General features: G+C 67.9%; 15 protein-coding genes. 7 read left to right on the top strand and 8 right to left on the bottom strand.

Annotated features, from left to right (window positions below; genetic code table 11):
• The first annotated feature begins 1 nt into the window (after position 1).
• The 6 genes from yidC to ACIQWG_RS21500 all read left to right on the top strand — a co-directional run bounded on the left by yidC (position 2) and on the right by ACIQWG_RS21500 (position 6,046).
• A complete protein-coding gene (gene yidC, locus ACIQWG_RS21525; RefSeq protein ID WP_404098115.1) occupies positions 2–1,273 on the top strand; it encodes a membrane protein insertase YidC in 1,272 nt (423 codons plus the stop codon).
• A 15-nt stretch (positions 1,274–1,288) separates the two neighbouring features.
• Positions 1,289–1,801 (top strand): protein jag, encoded by a 513-nt coding sequence (locus tag ACIQWG_RS21520; protein ID WP_404098112.1) that lies wholly within the window; start codon positions 1,289–1,291, stop codon positions 1,799–1,801.
• Positions 1,802–1,927: 126 nt separating this feature from the next.
• On the top strand, positions 1,928–2,644 hold the full coding sequence (gene rsmG, locus ACIQWG_RS21515; RefSeq protein WP_404098110.1) for a 16S rRNA (guanine(527)-N(7))-methyltransferase RsmG: 717 nt from the start codon (positions 1,928–1,930) through the stop codon (positions 2,642–2,644).
• A gap of 298 nt (positions 2,645–2,942) precedes the next feature.
• Positions 2,943–4,016: a ParA family protein gene (locus tag ACIQWG_RS21510; RefSeq protein ID WP_404099381.1), complete on the top strand. Its 1,074-nt coding sequence runs from the start codon at positions 2,943–2,945 to the stop codon at positions 4,014–4,016.
• Entirely contained in the window at positions 4,013–5,110 is a 1,098-nt protein-coding gene (locus ACIQWG_RS21505; RefSeq protein WP_404098107.1) for a ParB/RepB/Spo0J family partition protein, read from the top strand. Before ACIQWG_RS21510 ends, ACIQWG_RS21505 begins: the two co-directional genes overlap by 4 nt.
• 318 nt (positions 5,111–5,428) lie before the next feature.
• Positions 5,429–6,046 carry a GNAT family N-acetyltransferase gene (locus ACIQWG_RS21500; RefSeq protein ID WP_404098106.1) on the top strand — a complete coding sequence of 206 codons (618 nt, stop codon included), beginning with the start codon at positions 5,429–5,431 and terminating at the stop codon, positions 6,044–6,046.
• A gap of 67 nt (positions 6,047–6,113) precedes the next feature.
• On the opposite strand, the gene trxA is transcribed toward ACIQWG_RS21500, so the two are convergent.
• From trxA to ACIQWG_RS21465, 7 genes are all read right to left on the bottom strand, one after another.
• Positions 6,114–6,446 carry a thioredoxin gene (gene trxA, locus ACIQWG_RS21495; RefSeq protein ID WP_404098103.1) on the bottom strand — a complete coding sequence of 111 codons (333 nt, stop codon included), beginning with the start codon at positions 6,444–6,446 and terminating at the stop codon, positions 6,114–6,116.
• 41 nt (positions 6,447–6,487) lie between these two features.
• Positions 6,488–7,456: a thioredoxin-disulfide reductase gene (gene trxB / locus ACIQWG_RS21490; RefSeq protein WP_404098102.1), complete on the bottom strand. Its 969-nt coding sequence runs from the start codon at positions 7,454–7,456 to the stop codon at positions 6,488–6,490.
• 171 nt (positions 7,457–7,627) lie between these two features.
• On the bottom strand, positions 7,628–8,560 hold the full coding sequence (locus tag ACIQWG_RS21485; RefSeq protein WP_404098100.1) for a hypothetical protein: 933 nt from the start codon (positions 8,558–8,560) through the stop codon (positions 7,628–7,630).
• Positions 8,557–9,297 carry an RNA polymerase sigma factor SigM gene (gene sigM / locus ACIQWG_RS21480; protein WP_404098098.1) on the bottom strand — a complete coding sequence of 247 codons (741 nt, stop codon included), beginning with the start codon at positions 9,295–9,297 and terminating at the stop codon, positions 8,557–8,559. Before sigM ends, ACIQWG_RS21485 begins: the two co-directional genes overlap by 4 nt.
• A gap of 31 nt (positions 9,298–9,328) precedes the next feature.
• Positions 9,329–11,047, bottom strand: coding sequence for a protein kinase family protein (locus tag ACIQWG_RS21475; protein WP_404098096.1), 1,719 nt, complete (start codon positions 11,045–11,047; stop codon positions 9,329–9,331).
• A gap of 136 nt (positions 11,048–11,183) precedes the next feature.
• Positions 11,184–13,409: a murein biosynthesis integral membrane protein MurJ gene (gene murJ, locus ACIQWG_RS21470; protein ID WP_404098094.1), complete on the bottom strand. Its 2,226-nt coding sequence runs from the start codon at positions 13,407–13,409 to the stop codon at positions 11,184–11,186.
• 45 nt (positions 13,410–13,454) lie between these two features.
• On the bottom strand, positions 13,455–15,863 hold the full coding sequence (locus tag ACIQWG_RS21465) for a DUF6049 family protein (RefSeq protein WP_404098091.1): 2,409 nt from the start codon (positions 15,861–15,863) through the stop codon (positions 13,455–13,457).
• A gap of 269 nt (positions 15,864–16,132) precedes the next feature.
• Between ACIQWG_RS21465 and ACIQWG_RS21460 the strand changes: the two genes are divergently transcribed.
• A complete protein-coding gene (locus ACIQWG_RS21460; RefSeq protein ID WP_404098088.1) occupies positions 16,133–17,599 on the top strand; it encodes a CCA tRNA nucleotidyltransferase in 1,467 nt (488 codons plus the stop codon).
• 164 nt (positions 17,600–17,763) lie between these two features.
• Here the strand turns inward: ACIQWG_RS21460 and ACIQWG_RS21455 are convergent, their stop codons facing one another.
• Positions 17,764–18,261: a hypothetical protein gene (locus tag ACIQWG_RS21455; protein WP_404098085.1), complete on the bottom strand. Its 498-nt coding sequence runs from the start codon at positions 18,259–18,261 to the stop codon at positions 17,764–17,766.
• Between the last annotated feature and the right edge of the window lie 44 nt (positions 18,262–18,305).

The raw sequence follows: 18,305 nt of genomic DNA, 5'->3' as shown, positions 1-18,305 counted from the left end.
AGTGGACACGATTGCCAGCCTCTTCAGCTTCATCACGACACCCGTTTCCTGGGTCATCGTCCAGTTCCACTCGGTGTACGGCGCCATCTTCGGCCCTGACACGGGGTGGGCCTGGGGCCTGTCCATCGTGTCCCTGGTGATTCTGATCCGTATCTGCCTGATCCCGCTCTTCGTGAAGCAGATCAAGGCGACCCGGGCCATGCAGACGTTGCAGCCCGAGATGAAGAAGATCCAGGAGCGCTACAAGAACGACAAACAGCGCCAGTCCGAAGAGATGATGAAGCTGTACAAGGAGACGGGCACCAACCCGCTCTCCTCGTGCCTTCCCATCCTGGCGCAGTCGCCGTTCTTCTTCGCCCTGTATCACGTGCTCAACAGCATCGCGAACAACGACACCATCGGTGTCATCAACCAGAGCCTGCTGGAGAGCGCCCAGAAGGCGCACATCTTCGGGGCCCCGCTGGCCGCGAAGTTCACGGACAGCTCCGCCGACGTCGCCGATCTCGACGCCTCGCTGCTCACGGTCCGCATCGTCACCGCGGTCATGATCGTCCTGATGTCCGCGTCGCAGTTCTACACGCAGCGCCAGCTGATGACGAAGAACGTCGACACCACGGTGAAGACGCCGTTCATGCAGCAGCAGAAGATGCTGATGTACGTCTTCCCGGTCATGTTCGCCGTCTTCGGTATCAACTTCCCCGTCGGTGTCCTCGTCTACTGGCTGACCACCAACGTGTGGACCATGGGCCAGCAGATGTACGTCATCCACAACAACCCGACCCCGGGTTCCAAGGCCCAGGCCGCGTACCTGGAGCGCCTGACCAAGCACGTCACCAATCACGGCAAGACCCGCAGCCGTGGTGAGCGCGCCATCGTCAAGGCCATCGTCGCCAAGGGCCGCGACCGCAACGAGTACGAGCGCAAGTTCATCAACGGCCTGAGCAAGGTCGGTCTCGCGGCGCAGGCCGACGGCACCGTGGTGAAGGGCGAGAGCGCTGTCGCCACCGTGGCCGAGGACGGCACGCCCACCACCGGCGGGGCCCCCAAGCGCCAGCAGCCGAAGCGGCAGAGCAAGGCCCAGCGTCAGTCCGTCAGTCCGAAGCAGGCCGACGAGCCGACGACGTCGTTGGAGAAGTCCGACGAGCCCGAGGATGCCAAGCCCGGAGCTGCCAAGAAGGCCGCGCAGAAGCCCAGTGGCGGTGGCCGTAGCAAGGCCCAGTCCGGGCAGCGCAAGGGCGGTCCGCAGCGCCCCAAGTCCCCGTCCAAGAAGTAAGAAGGAGCCCATCCCGTGACGGAAGGCACCACCTCCGCCGCTGCTGAGGGTGTAGACACCCTGACCCGCCTGGAGCAGGAGGGCGAGATCGCGGCGGACTACCTCGAGGGTCTACTCGACATCGCCGATCTCGACGGCGACATCGACATGGACGTCGAGGCCGACCGCGCCGCTGTCTCGATCATCAGCGACTCGGGCGGTCGAGACCTGCACAAGCTGGTCGGCCGTGACGGCGAGGTGCTGGAGGCACTCCAGGAGCTCACGCGACTGGCTGTGCACCGGGAGACCGGGGACCGTAGCCGGCTGATGCTGGACATCGCGGGCTACCGGGCGCAGAAGCGGGCCGAGCTCTCCGAGCTGGGTGCCAAGGCCGCTGCCGAGGTGAAGAGCTCGGGCGAGCCCGTGAAGATGAAGCCGATGACGCCGTTCGAGCGCAAGGTCGTGCACGACGCGGTCAAGTCGGCGGGCCTGCGCAGCGAGTCCGAGGGCGAGGAGCCGCAGCGGTTCGTCGTCGTGCTTCCCGCTTGATCGGCCCGTACGTTTACTCCGGCCCCGTCTGTACGCAGGCGGGGCCGAACTTTGTCAGCCTGTTAGTTCTGGTGGTTCTGATGCCGACGCTCTGGGTGTCGGCGCCGTACGGAAGGACGGTCCCCCGTGACGGAGGCAGCGGAGCTTCCCCCTGCGCCTGAGCAGGCACGTGAGGTGTTCGGCGATCGCTACGCTGATGCGGTCCGCTACGCCGAACTGCTCGCCGAGGCGGGAGTGCAGCGCGGCCTGATCGGCCCGCGAGAGGTGCCCCGCCTGTGGGAGCGGCACCTGCTGAACTGTGCCGTGCTCTCGGAAGTGGTTCCCGAGGGCGTGACAGTCTGCGACGTCGGTTCGGGCGCCGGCCTGCCCGGCATCCCGCTGGCGCTGGTCCGGGAGGACCTGAAGATCACTCTGCTGGAGCCACTGCTGCGGCGTACGAACTTCCTCACGGAGGTCGTGGAACTCCTCGGCCTCGACCATGTGACGGTCGTCCGTGGCCGGGCCGAGGAGGTCATGGGGAAGCTGCCACCGGTGCATGTGGTGACCGCCCGTGCGGTGGCTCCGCTGGACCGACTGGCCACCTGGGGCATTCCGCTGCTGCGCCCGTACGGCGAGATGCTGGCGCTCAAGGGGGATACCGCGGAGGAGGAGCTCAAGAGCGCGGCGACGGCTCTGAGCAAGCTGGGCGCGGTGGAGACATCCATCCACCATGTCGGTGAAGGCGTTGTGGATCCGATGTCCACCGTCGTACGTGTCGAAGTCGGGGAGAGCCCCGGTGGTGTGCGCTTCGCGGCCAAGCGGGCGAAGGCGGCCCGGACAGGTCGTGCACGACGGCGACGCTGATCCGTCCTGACGACGAGACGTACTCCACACAAGCTGGCAAACCTACCCATGCCGGAGTGTCGCGACAGTTCGACCACTTCTGCTGTGCATCGTGTTTCACGTGAAACGTCGCTCACTGCTGCATGGCATCATCAGCCGCGGACGCGCTGCGGCCGAACCTCGCGACCGAAAGCCTCTCGGTTCTCTCGGAGAGAGTCCTCCTGATGACACTCCGTCCCCCTTGAGGGGCACAGAGATTTCCACAGAGGTGGATTTCTCCACAGAACAACAGGCCTCACTGGTTCACGACCCCGAAGGCATGGGAGGCTCTGTTCATAGCGAGCCTGAAGTCGAGGAGAGTGAATCCTTGCGGTCCGACGCCAACATCGCGGGACCGATGACCGATCCGGTCCCCGGTCCCCGTACCGAGTCGATGGGGGACGATGTTTCACGTGAAACACCGCCCCCGATGGACGACACTCCCATCGGTCGTGCTGCCCAACTGGCGGTGGAGGCTCTAGGCCGCGCCGGCGAGGGCCTGCCACGGCCCGAGCAGACCCGCGTCATGGTGGTCGCCAACCAGAAGGGGGGCGTGGGCAAGACGACGACGACCGTCAATCTTGCCGCGTCGCTCGCCCTGCATGGCAGCCGCGTGCTGGTCATCGACCTCGACCCGCAGGGCAATGCGTCCACTGCCCTGGGAATCGATCATCACGCCGAAGTTCCTTCCATCTATGACGTGTTGGTCGAGAGTAAGCCGCTCGCGGAAGTCGTCCAGCCTGTTCCCGATGTCGAGGGTCTCTTCTGTGCCCCCGCCACGATCGATCTCGCCGGTGCGGAGATCGAGCTGGTGTCTCTGGTGGCACGTGAGAGCCGACTCCAGCGGGCAATCCAGGCCTATGAGCAGCCGCTGGACTACGTCCTCATCGACTGCCCGCCTTCGCTTGGTCTGCTGACGGTCAATGCGCTGGTGGCCGGGCAGGAGGTCCTGATCCCGATCCAGTGCGAGTACTACGCGCTGGAGGGCCTGGGGCAGCTGCTGCGCAACGTCGACCTGGTGCGGGGGCACCTCAACCCCACCTTGCATGTCTCGACGATCCTGCTCACCATGTACGACGGCCGGACGCGCCTCGCGTCCCAGGTCGCGGACGAAGTGCGCAGCCACTTCGGCGACGAGGTGCTGCGGACGAGCATTCCTCGCTCGGTCCGTATCTCCGAGGCGCCGAGCTATGGACAGACGGTGCTGACCTACGATCCAGGATCGAGCGGTGCCCTGTCCTATCTTGAGGCGGCACGAGAAATCGCACTGAAGGGCGTAGGCGTCAGCTACGACCCGACGAGCGCCCATATCGGCGCACAGAGCAACCCGAGCATGGTGGAGGGGATCCAGTGAGCGAGCGACGGAGGGGTTTGGGTCGTGGTCTCGGCGCACTGATCCCTGCTGCACCGACAGAGAAGACGGTGCCCCCGGCTGCGTCGGGAGGTGGCGCGTCCGCGGCCCCAGCCGGCATCCCGATGCTGACCGACCGTGGAGTGGCCGCGGCCAAGGTGGCGACGCTGCCGCCTGTTTCACATGAAACAGAGGAGCCGCCGTCGAGTCGTGAAGTGGAGACGCCCGCAGCTCCCATGGGCGCCCACTTTGCCGAGATCCCCCTCGACGACATCACACCGAACCCGCGTCAGCCGCGCGAGGTTTTCGACGAGGATGCTCTTCAGGAACTGGTTACCTCCATCCAGGAGGTCGGTCTCCTCCAGCCGATCGTCGTCCGGCAGATCGGCTCCTCGCGGTACGAGCTCATCATGGGTGAGCGGCGCTGGCGGGCCTGCCGTGAGGCCGGTCTTGAGGCCATCCCTGCGATCGTGCGGGCCACCGATGACGAGAAGCTTCTTCTGGACGCGTTGCTGGAGAACCTGCACCGTGCCCAGCTGAACCCGATCGAAGAGGCCGCCGCCTACGATCAGCTGCTGAAGGACTTCAACTGCACGCATGACCAGTTGGCCGACCGCATTGGCCGTTCCCGGCCTCAGGTCTCCAACACTCTGCGTCTGCTGAAGCTTTCGCCCAAGGTCCAGAACCGCGTGGCTGCCGGTGTTCTCTCGGCCGGGCATGCGCGGGCTCTCCTTTCGGTCGAAGATCCTGAGGAGCAGGAGCGGCTGGCCTACCGGGTGGTCGCCGAAGGACTGTCCGTCCGGTCCGTCGAAGAGATCGTGACCCTGATGGGCTCCCGGCCGCAGAAGACCGCGCGTGCCAGGGGGCCTCGGGCCGGCTCGGTGCCGTCCCCGGCGCTGTCGGATCTCGCGACCCGGCTCTCGGATCGCTTCGAGACGCGGGTGAAGGTCGAGCTCGGGCAGAAGAAGGGCAAGATCACCGTCGAGTTCGCCTCCCCCGAGGACCTCGAGCGGATCCTGAACTCGCTCGCCCCGGGCGAGAAGCTCGCTCTCCAGAAGAGCCTCCAGGACGACGACACGGAGGAGTTCGAGGACTGAGCGCCAGCAGGGCTGGACTGCTCTCCGTCCATTCATGCGGGCCGTGTCCGGTGTGTACCGGAACACGGCCCGCACTTTGCTTTCAGGCGGTATCGATGGAATCGCATCGTGGATACGATGCGATCGGGTATGGCGCATCCACCTGGCAGACCTCTTAGGGGAGGCGGGGTCCATGCGAACGGTGAGCCGCACCGGACTGGTGAGCGCGGGTCTTGGGCTGGGCGCGGTCGGCGGATTCGTCGGCAGCCTGCTCAGAGAACGAAGCGCCCTGACAGCCGCTCGCGATGCCGCGGGCGAAGGAAGCGAGGAACAGCCTTCATGGGGCGTCGGCTCGTACCGCTCACGCTGGACAACCTTCCGGACCTTCCCAAGCGCTGCCGCTCGTGTGTCTTCTGGGAGTTGGACCCGGTCAGCGGTGAGGCCGCAGTAAAGGCCGGCACATCCGCTCTGGAGAAGGAAGCCTGGATCTCCGCCGTCCTGCTGGACTGGGGATCCTGCGGTCGCGTCGTCTACGTCGACGAGGTGCCGGTCGGCTTTGTGCTGTACGCGCCTCCGGCTTACGTGCCGCGGTCGACTGCGTTCCCGACAAGCCCTGTCTCGCCTGACGCCGTGCAGCTGATGACGGCCTTCATCATGCCGGGGTACCAAGGCCAGGGGCTGGGCCGCGTGATGGTCCAGACGGTGGCCAAGGACCTCTTGCGGCGGGGCTTCAAGGCCATCGAGGCCTTTGGGGACGCCCGTTGGAAGGAGCCGGCGTGCGTGCTGCCCGCGGATCATCTGCTGGCTGTGGGCTTCAAGACAGTTCGCCCTCATCCCACTTCCCCGCGTCTACGGCTGGAGCTGCGAACGACGCTGTCGTGGAAGGAAGACGTGGAGATGGCGATCGACCGGTTGCTGGGTGCCGTGCAGAAGGAGCCCGTGCTGCGGCCGCTCTGACGGGAGTCTCTCTAAAGCAAATGGGCCAACCCGTGGGGGTTGGCCCATTCGTGTTTCACGTGAAACGTCACTCGGCGATGAAGTCCTCGAGGTCGCGCAGGAGCGCGGCCTTCGGCTTCGCACCCACGATGGTCTTGGCGACCTCACCGTTCTGGTAGACGTTCAGCGTCGGGATGGACATGACGCCGTACTTGGCGGCCGTACCCGGGTTCTCGTCGATGTTGAGCTTGACGATCTCGATCTTCTCGCCGTGCTCGGCGGCGATCGCCTCAAGGGACGGCGCGATCTGACGGCAGGGACCGCACCAGGCGGCCCAGAAGTCCACCAGGACGGGCTTGTCGCTCTTGAGGACGTCCTGCTCGAAGGAGTCGTCAGTCACATGCTTCAGGGTGCCAGCCACGGCGGGCTCCTTTACTGATCGGTGCGTGGGGCGGGAGGGGGTCAGACAGAGGTCTTCTCAGGCTCGGCCTTCTCCTCGTCCGCGAGGGCGGCGAGGAAGCGCTCGGCGTCGAGAGCGGCGGAGCAGCCGGTGCCGGCTGCCGTGATCGCCTGACGGTAGGTGTGGTCGACGACGTCACCGGCGCCGAAGACGCCGCTGAGGTTGGTGCGGGTGGAGGGGGCATTGACCTTGAGGTAGCCCTCCTCGTCCAGCTCCAGCTGGCCCTTGAACAGCTCGGTGCGCGGGTCGTGGCCGATCGCGATGAACAGGCCGGTGACCGCCAGGTCCGAGAGCTCGCCGGTCTTGATGTTGCGCAGCTTCAGACCGGACAGCTTCTGGTCGCCCTGCACTTCGGCGACCTCGCTGTCCCAGACGAACTTGATCTTCGGGTCGGCGAACGCGCGGTCCTGCATCGCCTTGGAGGCGCGCAGGGTGTCCCGGCGGTGGACGATCGTCACGGACTTGGCGAAGCGGGAGAGGAAGGTCGCCTCCTCCATCGCGGTGTCGCCGCCGCCGATCACGGCGATGTCCTGGTCCCTGAAGAAGAAGCCGTCACAGGTGGCACACCACGAGACGCCGCGACCGGAGAGCGCATCCTCGTTCGGCAGGGCGAGCTTGCGGTGCTGCGAGCCGGTGGCGACGATGACGGCCTTCGCACGGTGGACCGTGCCGGCGGTGTCGGTGACGGTCTTGATCTCGCCGCTCAGGTCGACGTTGACGATGTCGTCGGGGACGAGCTCGGCTCCGAAGCGCTCGGCCTGTCCGCGCATGTTGTCCATGAGCTCGGGGCCCATGATGCCGTCCTGGAAGCCCGGGAAGTTCTCCACCTCGGTGGTGTTCATGAGCGCACCGCCAGCGGTGACGGCTCCCTCGAACACCAGCGGCTTCAGCGAAGCGCGCGCGGTGTAGAGCGCCGCCGTGTAGCCGGCGGGCCCGGAGCCGATGATGATCACGTTACGGACGTCGCTCACGGCTTGGTTCCTCGTCTCTGGAATACCTCGTCGGACCGGGGGAGCCCCTTTCAGGACTCTCACCCCACCCAACGGATCCTAAGGGGCGCGCATTCCCGCTGTGTCAGGGCACACGATGACGTCACATTGCGGAAAGGTCGATGTCCTGGACGCAGACGAATCGCCGACTTCTCAGCGGCGTGCGTAGGAGTTCTTCAGGAGAACTTCGGCCGCAGCCGTCGACGCCTGCTGCACACAGGACGCGTCCATCACGTAGGCGGTGACTCGGCTGCTGTCGGAGGCATCGGGCAGCACGACGAGCAGAGCGTCCTTGCCTTTGTAGCGGCCGTCCTCAGCGGCAAGGGCCGTGTCGTTGCGGCCGATGCCCTTGCGGATGCAGTCGGGCACCGTGATCTCGCGGAAGATCCGTGGGCTGGCGGTGTCCGGCCCGCCCTCCATGCCGAGGCTGCGATCGGGCTTGCCGGAGGTGCCCACCGAGCTCTCGTTCTTGGCAAGAAGATCAGAGACCTTGTTCTCCAGCTTCGTCGCGGAGAAGGTATCGGCGGCGGTCTGACCGCCGTCGGCCGATGGGCCAGAGCCTCCGCCACCCATGAGAGAGGTGAGCAGCACCGAGCCGAGCCCCAGGGCGGCCGCCGTGAATGCGGCGCCCAGGACGGCGACCCTGCGCCGGCCGGCCTTCTTCCGATCCTTGTGGCCCTTGCGCCCGGGGCCGGTGGTGGAGGACCGGGCGTGCCCAGTCGGCCGCCCCGCAGCTGCCGATGTTTCACGTGAAACATGCGCACCGTCGTCCCCGGCGGAGACCGAGTGCGCGTCGGCAAGCTCCGGCTGATCGGCGTCTTCGGGAGCCGTTGCGCTCAGCAGAGCCTCTGCGGCGAGGGCCGCGTCGATGCGCTCGGCGACATCGGTGGGCATCCGCGAAGGGCCGGGCAGCGTGCCGAGTAGCCCCCGGATCTCCTCCAGTGAGGCGTGGACGTCCGCGCACAGCTCGCACTCGTCCAGGTGCCGACGTAGATCGGTGGACCTGGGCAGAGAGAGGAGGCCCTCGGTGAGGTCGGAGATCTCGGCGACGTCCGGGTGCCCGTCCGTGTCCGTCGTGGATGTCACGCTCGCCCACCTCCGCCCTTCACAGCAGCTGAATCGCTCGGACCGTTGTCGCGCGGATCCTCGGTCTTTGGCCCGGTGGCACGTGGACCCGCTGCCGGTGGGACGGATGACCCCTGCGTCCGGTTCCGCCGCGCGCCGGGATCGTTGCCGTCGTTGGCATTCTCCGGCCGTAGATGCGTCAGGAGGGGCAGCAGTCTGGCTCTGCCACGGGCACATCGGCTCTTGACCGTGCCGGTCGGTACATCCAGAACCTGAGCCGCCTCCGCGACCGGGTAGCCCTGCATGTCCACCAGGACGAGCGCTGCCCGCTGGTCGGGCGGGAGTGTGCCGAGTGCCTCCAGCAGCTGGCGGTGCAGATCGTTGCGCTCCGCGGGCGCCGAGGCGGACTCGTGCGGCTCCAGGAGCTGCTCCAGGCGCTCGGTGTCGTCCACGGGGGAGGTCTTCCGGGAAGCCGCTTTGCGGGCGCGGTCCAGGCAGGCGTTCACCGTGATCCGGTGCAGCCACGTTGTGACGGCCGAGCGCCCCTTGAACGTGTGGGCGGCCCGGTAAGCCGACACCAGGGCGTCCTGGACGGCGTCAGCGGCCTCCTCGCGGTCACCCAGCGTCCGCAGCGCCACCGCCCAGAGGCGGTCGCGGTGACGCCGCACGAGTTCGCCGAAGGCGTCGGGGTCGCCTTCTACGTGCCGGGCGAGAAGGTCCTGATCGCTTGTGTCACGGTATGCGCTGCCATCCGCCATCGGACCCCCTCCCCTCGTCTCCCGTGCGCTGTCAGCCGGCGAATTTCACGTTGGTGATGGCCTGCTTGTATCCGGGCTGGCTGTAGTTGGTGGAATCGGAGCCCGAGTACGGCATGGCGGTCAGCCACACCAGCACGTAGCGGCTCTTCACCGGCTTGTCGACCGTCACCTTCGCAGAGGTGGCGTTCGTCGTCGCCTCCCCCAGTTGCTTCATCGAACTCAACGGGGTGGACGAATCCAGCGAGTCGGTGGCGTACAGCTTGACGGTGGTGTGATTGCCGCCGTACCGGAGGGAGAGCGTCGCAGCCGACACCTCCTGATCGGAGCCTAGGTCGTAGACGATGCCGACTCCGGGCTTGATCACTATCTCCGGACCGTCCTGGTAGCTGTTGGTGCGCCATCCCGTCGAAGTGCTGTCGTCGTACGTCAGGTCCACGTCGCCCGGATGCTGGGCGTCACCCTCGGCCACGTACTCCTGGGCGTCCGTGATGGCCAGCGGCTTGGCCGGCTTGGTGTTGTCGCTGCCCTTGTCGCCGTCGTCCGTCGTCTGCGTCCGGTTGTTGTCCTCGGACTTGTTGCCCTGGTCCATGAGCGCGTCCGCCAGTTGCCAGCTGCCGAGGCCCAGCGCGGCGATCAGCAGGGCCGACACCGCCCACTTCAGGGCCTTGCCCGTGCGGCTCTGCAACGGGGGCGGCGGGGTCGGCACCGGCTGGGTGACGCCGGGATGCGTCTGGCGGCCGTACGTGCCCTGTTGGTACGTCGTGCGCTGGTAGTCCGGCGGGGCCGTGAACGAGGGCTCCGGCGGGCGGATGCGGGGCATCTCGCCGATGGCCTTCACCAGTTCCTCCGGCGTCGTGCACGCGGACTCGTGGCGGGAGGCGGTCGCGCCGTCGTTGGCCAGCGCGCGCATGGCGAGCTCGGACAGTCCACGGTGGACGCCGGCACGGACCTGGTCGGGGGCGATCAGACCGACGTCCTTGGGCAGCCCGGACAGGCCGTAGGCATCGCTCTCGTACGGCCAGCGCTGGGTCAGCCCGGCGTACAACAGCGCCCCGATGGCCTCCGTGTCGGTGCGTTGCGGGGACTCGGAGGTGACGCCGCGCAGGGCGGCGTTGACGGCGAGGCCGCGGATACGCCACTGCCCGGTCGACGTGCGCAGCACCGCGTTGGGGTTGAGCCGCAGATGGGCCAGCCCTTCGCGGTGCGCGGCGGCCATGGCCGCGGACACCTGGGTGACCATCTGGTAGGCGTCGTACACCTCCAGCGGGCCGGGGGCGAGCAGTGTCGTCAGCTCGGTGGCGTCGGGGAGCCATTCGTGGACGACGTAGACGACGTCGTTCTCCTCCACGGCGTCGAGGACCTGGACGAAGCGTGGGTCGCCGAGCAGGGCGGAGGAGCGGGCCGCGGCCAGAACGGACCGGGCCCGTGCGTGGTCCGCGGGCAGGATGTGTACACCGACGGCGCGACGGAGTTTCTCGTCGACGGCACGCCAACTGCTGAAACCGTCCAGACGGGTGACGCACTCCTCCAGGCGGTACCGTCTGGCGAGTTTGTGACCGCTGTGCAGTTCTGGCGGTGAGGCCTTACCGGGACCTTCGGTCCCGCCACTCCCCTGTGCCTCGTCGATGTCCGTGTCCTGCTCCCGATTCTTGGCCACCCCGTCGGCCGTGGACTGGTCCGCCTGAGCGGTCAGCGGCTCGTCGCCGCTGTTGTCTGCCACGTCGACGGCAGCCGTGCTCCGTTCCGCCACCGTCGTTCCTGCCTCCCCATCCGTTGCGTGCTCCAGACCTCGAGCACGCCGTCCGACGCCGAAACCAATTGTGCCCACAGTCCGCCGCTATGCACGACACACGGTGGCGGACGATGGTTGTGCGCGTACCCCCGCCTCAGCGACCCAGACGCCCGCGGACCATGCCGACCAGTGAGTTCAGTTCGTCGATGCGCATCCGGCGCGCGGCGACGAAGAAGACCACGAGCAGCACGGCTCCACCGGCCAGCAGGGCGGCGAAGGAGCCGAGGACACCCTGGCCGAGGGTCTGGGTGATGCCGTAGCAGGCCGCCCCGCTCAGCAGCACCGCGGGCACGGAGGCGAGGCCGAGTCTGGCGTAGGTCCGCATCACCCGGGCGCCGTCGAGGTCGCCGCCGAGCTTCTTGCGCAGCCTGCTCCAGGCGACGCCGACGCCGATCGCGTAGGCCAGGCCGTACGAGGCGGCCATGCCGACGACGGCCCAGCGCGCCGGGATGACGAAGTAACACACGGCCGACGCGACAGCGTTGACGGCCGCCACAATCACCGTGTTGTAGAAGGGCGTTCGGGTGTCCTCGTAGGCGTAGAAGGCACGCAGCACCACGTACTGCACGGAGTACGGGATGAGACCGAGGCCGAACGCCATCAGCATGAAGCCCATGTTGGTGGCTTCGCCGGCGCCCGAGGAGCCGAACATCAGCGTGCACATCGGGATCCCGAGGGCGAGGAACCCGAAGGCGATGGGGACGATCGCCACCGCCGTGGTCCGCAGTCCCTGGGAGATGTCGTCCCGGACGGCACCGCTGTCGTCCTCGGCCGCCGAGCGGGAGATACGGGGCAGCAGCGCGGCCATCAGCGAGACGGTGATGATGGCCTGGGGTAGACCCCAGATCAGCTGGGCGTTGGCGTAGGCGGCGAAACCGGTTCCGTCGACATCGGAGTTGATGCCCGCGGCGGTGGACAGCTGGGTGACCACGAGGGCGCCCGCCTGGTTGGCGAGGACGAACAGGATCGTCCACTTCGCCAGCATCGCCGCCTTGCCGAGACCGTGGCCCTTCCAGTCGAAGCGCAGCCGCAGCCGGAAACCCGTCTCGCGCAGGTAGGGGATCATCGCCAGGGCCTGGACGACCAGGCCGAGCAGTACACCGATGCCGAGGAGCTGCTGGCCCTCCGGCGGGATGTTCGTGACGGCCATGCCGGAGTGCTCGGCGGTGCCGTACACCCAGAGGAACATTCCGAGCGTCACGATGATGACGATGTTGTTCAGGACCGGCGTCCACATCATCGCGCCGAACTTGCCGCGGGCGTTGAGGATCTGGCCCATCACCACATGGACGCCCATGAAGAAGATCGAGGGCAGGAAGTAGCGGGTGAAGGTGACGGCCACCTCGTTGGCGGCGGGATCGTTGGCGACCGGGGTGGACAGCGCCCTGACCAGAAGGGGCGCGCCGAACATCGCGAGTGCGGTGAGTGCGGCGAGCGCCACCATCACCAGGGTCAGCAGACGGTTCGCGTACGCCTCGCCGCCGTCCTCGTCGTCCTTCATCGCGCGCACCAGCTGGGGCACGAAGACGGAGTTGAGGCCGCCGCCGACGGTCAGGATGTAGATCATCGTGGGCAGCTGGTAGGCGACCTGGAAGGAGTCGCCGAGCAGGCCCAGCCCCAGTGCCGAGACGATCATCATGGACCGTACGAAGCCGGTGAGGCGGGACACCATCGTGCCGGCCGCCATCACGGCACTCGACTTCAGCAGCCCGCCGCCCCGCCCGCCCTTCTTGGCGGCAGGGGCCGGCGCGGGCGCCGGTGCGGCCGTCTCGGCCTCCGCAGGCGGCGTGGGGGCCGCCAGGGGCGCCGGAGCGGGCCCCGGGACCGTGGCAGGGGTCTGGTACTGCGGATGGCCGCCCTGCTGCTGGTCGCGGAAGAGGTGCGCGAAGGCGTCGTGCTCCTGCTGCTGCTCGGCGGAGTGCGAGACGAGGTCGTCGACGCCCACGTACTGGGTCGTCCGGGGGTCGTCGCCGTACGGCAGGTACTGGGTCGGGCCCTCCGGCTCGGGCGCGGGGGTCTGGGCCCACACACGAGGGTCCGGGGCGTACGGGGACTGGGGCGGCTGGGCGTAGAGCTGCTGCTGCGGCTGGTAGGTGCCGGGCGGGGGCGGCGGGTGCGCGGCACGGTCGTACAGCGCCTCGGCGACGGGGTCCTGGGCGGAGAGCTCCTGGCCCCGGTAGGGGTCCTGGTCGTAGGCGTCCTGGAGGTACATGTCCGCGGGGTGCTGCGGCGGCACCTGGCCGGGCTCGGGCGGCGGGCCCTCGGGGTGCCCCGAGCTGCCCGCGGCCTGGCCGCGGTCACCGTCGTACGGCGCGTTCATGGCTACCCCACCTCATCGTCCCGGGCCCACCGGCCACGACATCGCTCAACGGTCCACTCTCTCACCCGTGCCGGACGGGTCGGCGCTTTCCGCTGCGGTGTCCGGGGTCGGGTCACTCTGCTGCTCCGGGGCGTCTGCCCGGGTACCGGCAGGGGACTCCTCCTCGAGAAGCTCCTCGGAAGTGAGACGACTCTCGGGGCCCTCGGGGTTCTCCGATCCGTCCTCGGCCTCGCCCGTCTCCTGGGAACCGTCCTCCTCGGCCTCCCGGGCGGCCGCGCGCTTGCGCTGCGTGTACATCCGGAATCCGGCGAGGACCAGCAGCAGGAAGCCGCCGCCGATGACCAGCATCACCGTGGCCGTGAACTCGGTGACCTTCACATCGAAGGTGACGGGCGCACCGTACTTCTGGCCGTCCTCCGTGTACAGCTGGGCGATCACCGTGGCCTGGCCGTTGGCCTGGGCCGAGGTGGTGAACTTCACCGTCTGGCTGTGTCCGCCGGAGACCGAGACCGGCTGCTCGTCCCAGGTCTCGCCGCCGATCTCCAGGCGCCTCGGGCTCGTCGAGGTGAGTCGCAGCACCAGGTGGTCGACCCCTTGCACCAGGTTGTTCTGCACGGTCACGGGGATCGTGGCGCTGCGTCCGGAGAGCTTGGTCTCGGACTTGTCGATCAGGGTGACCTGGCCGGCCAGGGAGTTGATGTACGCCTCGACGCCGTTGCGGTAGTCGGCCGCCTCCGCGGAGCGACCGCGCCACGAGGTGGACATCTCGCGGTTCATGGCCCGGCCGAAGGGGGTCACCACCCGGGACTGGTCGGTGAGGATGACCTTGAAGTTGTCGAGCTTGTCCTGCGTGGTCGCGATCTGCTCGAAGGCCGCGCGCGGCAGCTCCTGCTTGCGCAGCGAGGACGAGTAGCGGGACGAGGACGGCACCTTCGTGGTGGAGCCGGAGTCGGGCTTGGCCGAGGCGGCGGCGGTGAGTTCCTGGGCCTCCGACCACGAGCCGCCCTGGAGCGCCTCCACCGCGTCCGCCATCGCCTGGGCCTGGCTGGCGGTCGGCATCCGCTGCGGGGCCACGACGATGCTGCGCTGTTTGTCCGTCTGAAGGTTGAGGGCCAGGCTCTGGGCGAGGAACCGCTGCACGGCGAGGGTCGAGGTCGACGCCTTGGTCAGGTTGCCCTGGAACGCCGTGGACATCCGTGCGTCCGCCACCACCGCCGTGGTGCCGCCGCCGATCGGGCGGGCCGAGGAGGGCGTGTAGGGCAGGCCGCCGGTCTCCAGCAGGCTGTCGCTGCGGGCGATCACCTTGTCCGCGCCGGCGGACGTGGCGACCTTGACGATGGACGGGTCGACCGCGCCGTTCACGGGCCAGGCGAAGTCGGTCGTCGGTTCCACGTGGAGGACCGAGCGGACGGTGTCGGCGGCCACGTCGGTGGCCTCCTTGAGGTGACTCAGGGAGCCGGTGACATCGGTGCCGTTGTGAGCCAGGGAGGCCAGGTCGGGGTCGGCGAAGGGAAGGGCGACGACCTCCTGGTCCTGCACCGCGCCCTGGAGGTCGGCCAGCCACTGCTTGGCGACCTCCTGGTGGGTGCCGGCCGTGGTCGTGTCGCCCTCGCCCTGGACGCGGTAGCTGTCCGTCATGGCGTCGACGGAGGCCAGCAGGTCGGGATCGATCACCCAGGTGACGTCGAGTTCCTTCCCGAGCGCCACGAGCTGCTGGAGACGGCCGCCCGGGGCGAGCTCCTCGGCGAGATCGTCGTCACGGAAGACCGGCGTCTGTGACTCGTTCGACCCCGTCTCGGCTGTCATGTGCGAGGTGGAGATGAGCGGCCACAGAACCGTCGTCTTCGTCTTCGTGTCGGCCCCGTCCGGCTGCCACGGCAGGAACGTCCGCTGGATGCCGAGCACCTGGTTCCAGGGCTGTGCGGCCGTCTCGCCTGCCAGGGATACGGCGAACTGATAGACGCCCTCCCCGCCGAGGTCCAGCTTGTCGACCGGCACGGAGATGCTGAAGTGCTGGGAGACGCCCGGCGTGAGCTTGTCGAACTCCTTGATGTACTTGCCGCCCACCGGGGACCCGTCCAGGCCGGCCTGCTCATCGGTGCGCTGGGCGACCGTGTCGATGTCCGAGCGCGTGCTCAGGGCGGGGCCGAGGCGCAGGTCCACCTGTGCGTCGGTGACGGTCTGCTTGCCCTCGTTGGTCACCGTGCCGGACACGGTCAGCGTGTCGTCCTCGCCGGGGACGGTGGGCGTGAGCGAGTCCACAGCGACGGCCACCGTGCCCGGGCCGGAAGCGGCCTTCAGGGAGTCCTGCTCGGCGGCCTGCGTGGGCGCCGCTGCGGGCAGCTGGAGCAGGCCGGCCAGCAGAGGCGCTCCGGCCAGCAGTGCTCCGGTGCGCCGCATCCAGCGGCGGGCAGGTGAGGGACTCATCCCCTGGAAGTCTGCCGCCTCGGCCACGCGCTCGCCCGTCCCTCGTCGTCGTCAGTGGTCGTCGGAATGTGCGTCCACGCATGGTAACGATGCGCGCTGAGGGGAAGTGCCGCGGAGTGCCCCACAAGATCGGTCCGCAGGGTCGCTCTGTCCCCTATGCGCAGGAATAAAGAGGAGCGTTTCCCTGCGTCTCAAGAGCAGTCCTTGTGCCCGTATGGATCGAGGTGTCCGTGCACGCGCTGTGCACGTTCAATGGAGAAGCCCCGGGCGGCCGGGGCCACGTACCCTCTTCTGTTGTGCCGAACGCCAACGAAGACAAGTCCAGTGTCCTGAGCCAGGTGCAGCAACGCGCGGTGAGCGAGCTGCTGCGGGTCGCACCTGTCGCCGACGAGCTCGCCAGCCGCTTCAAGGAGGCCGGGTTCTCACTCGCCCTGGTCGGCGGGTCGGTCCGGGACGCCCTGCTCGGCCGGCTCGGCAATGACCTGGACTTCACGACAGACGCCCGTCCCGAGGACGTGCTGAAGATCGTGCGCCCCTGGGCTGACGCCGTCTGGGAGGTCGGGATCGCCTTCGGCACGGTCGGCGCCCAGAAGAACGCCCGCGTCGGTGACGTTGATCGAAGCTTCCAGATCGAGGTGACGACTTACCGTTCGGAGGCGTATGACCGAACCTCACGCAAGCCGGAGGTGTCGTACGGCCACTCGATCGAGGAGGACCTCGTCCGGCGCGATTTCACGGTCAACGCGATGGCCGTCGCGCTGCCGGAGAAGGAGTTCGTCGACCCGCACGGTGGGCTGGAGGACCTCGCGGCGCAGGTGCTGAGGACTCCGGGAACGCCCGAGGCGTCCTTCTCGGACGACCCGCTGCGGATGATGCGGGCGGCGCGCTTCGCGGCGCAGCTCGACTTCGAGGTCGCTCCCGAGGTGGTGACGGCCATGAAGGACATGGCCGAGCGGATCGAGATCGTTTCGGCGGAGCGGGTGCGGGACGAGCTGAACAAGCTGATCCTCGCCGATCACCCGCGCAAGGGTCTGACGCTGCTCGTGGACACCGGGCTCGCGGACCGTGTGCTGCCCGAGCTGCCGGCACTGCGCCTGGAGAGTGACGAGCACCACCGGCACAAGGACGTCTACGAGCACACGCTGATCGTCCTGGAGCAGGCGATGGCGCTGGAGGAGAACGGTCCCGACCTCACCCTCCGGCTGTCCGCGCTGCTGCACGACATCGGCAAGCCGCGCACCCGTCGCTTCGAGAAGGACGGGCGGGTCTCGTTCCACCACCACGAGGTGGTCGGCGCGAAGATGACCAAGAAGCGCATGACTGCGCTGAAGTACTCCAACGAGCTGGTGAAGGATGTCTCACAGCTGGTCGAGCTCCATCTGCGCTTCCACGGCTACGGCACGGGCGAGTGGACGGACTCGGCTGTCCGCCGCTATGTCCGGGACGCCGGTCCGCTCCTCGATCGACTCCACAAGCTGACCCGCTCGGACTGCACAACGCGGAACAAGCGCAAGGCGGCGGCACTGTCCCGTGCCTATGACGGTCTGGAGGAGCGGATCGCCCAGCTTCAGGAGCAGGAGGAGCTCGACTCCATCCGCCCCGACCTCGACGGCAACCAGATCATGGAGATCCTCGGGGTAGGGCCCGGTCCGGTCGTCGGTCGCGCCTACAAGCACATGCTGGAGCTTCGGCTGGAGAACGGTCCGATGGGGCATGACGAGGCGGTGGCCGCGCTCAAGGAGTGGTGGGCCGAGCAGAGCTGAGGATCAGACGACGGTGGCGATGTTTCACGTGAAACATCGCCACCGTCTCTAGAGCGCGGACATGCGCTGAGGGGCTGTGTTTCACGTGAAACACAGCCCCTCATGCATCGTCACAGACTTTCAGGTCTTCGCCGCAGCTCCTCGGAGTGAGCGAAGGAGGCGGATCAGACGTCAGACAGGCACAGGACGAAGTTGTCGCCGTCGCCGGTCTGGGCGTAGAAGCTCGTGGCGCCGCTGACCTTGCGGCATTCCGTCTCGGCGGTGAACGAGGTGAAGGTGCCGTCGACCTTCTTGAGGACCTTGGCCTCTGCCTCCGAGGACGTGCAGTCGACGATCTCCATCTCATCGCTCGAGGACGACGAGGAGGCGGACTTCAGGCAGTCGCCCACCTTCGCCTGGTCCGGGTCGTTCAAGCTGGATATGACGCCGACGACAATCGCGGTCACGACCCCGACGCCGATGAGGACGTTCTTGATCGTCTTGAAGCTGATCTTGCGGCGGGGCTGCTCCGGCGGGACCGGCGCGTAAGGCGCACCGCCCTGCGGAGGGAAGCCCGGCTGGCCCGGCTGCTGCGGGTACGGGGCCTGGCCCTGCGGCGGCTGGCCCTGGGCGTACGGGTTCTGGCCCTGCGCGAATGGATTGCCCTGCGGCGGCGTTGTCACTTGAGGTCCCCCCTGGAACGTGGATGCGTGATCGCAAAGAATGG

Origin of the sequence: Streptomyces sp. NPDC098781 (assembly GCF_044759995.1) — a bacterium.
GTDB lineage: Bacteria > Actinomycetota > Actinomycetes > Streptomycetales > Streptomycetaceae > Streptomyces.
Note: the sequence above shows the minus strand (reverse complement) of the source record. Positions and strands in the feature narration are given on the sequence as shown.

Excerpts from the sequence above, each read along its gene's own strand:
- ACIQWG_RS21510 (WP_404099381.1), top strand. The coding sequence starts at position 2,943 with ATGGGAGGCTCTGTTCATAGCGAGCCTGAAGTCGAGGAGAGTGAATCC.
- ACIQWG_RS21500 (WP_404098106.1), top strand. The coding sequence starts at position 5,429 with ATGGGGCGTCGGCTCGTACCGCTCACGCTGGACAACCTTCCGGACCTT.
- sigM (WP_404098098.1), bottom strand. The coding sequence starts at position 9,297 with ATGGCGGATGGCAGCGCATACCGTGACACAAGCGATCAGGACCTTCTC.
- murJ (WP_404098094.1), bottom strand. The coding sequence starts at position 13,409 with ATGAACGCGCCGTACGACGGTGACCGCGGCCAGGCCGCGGGCAGCTCG.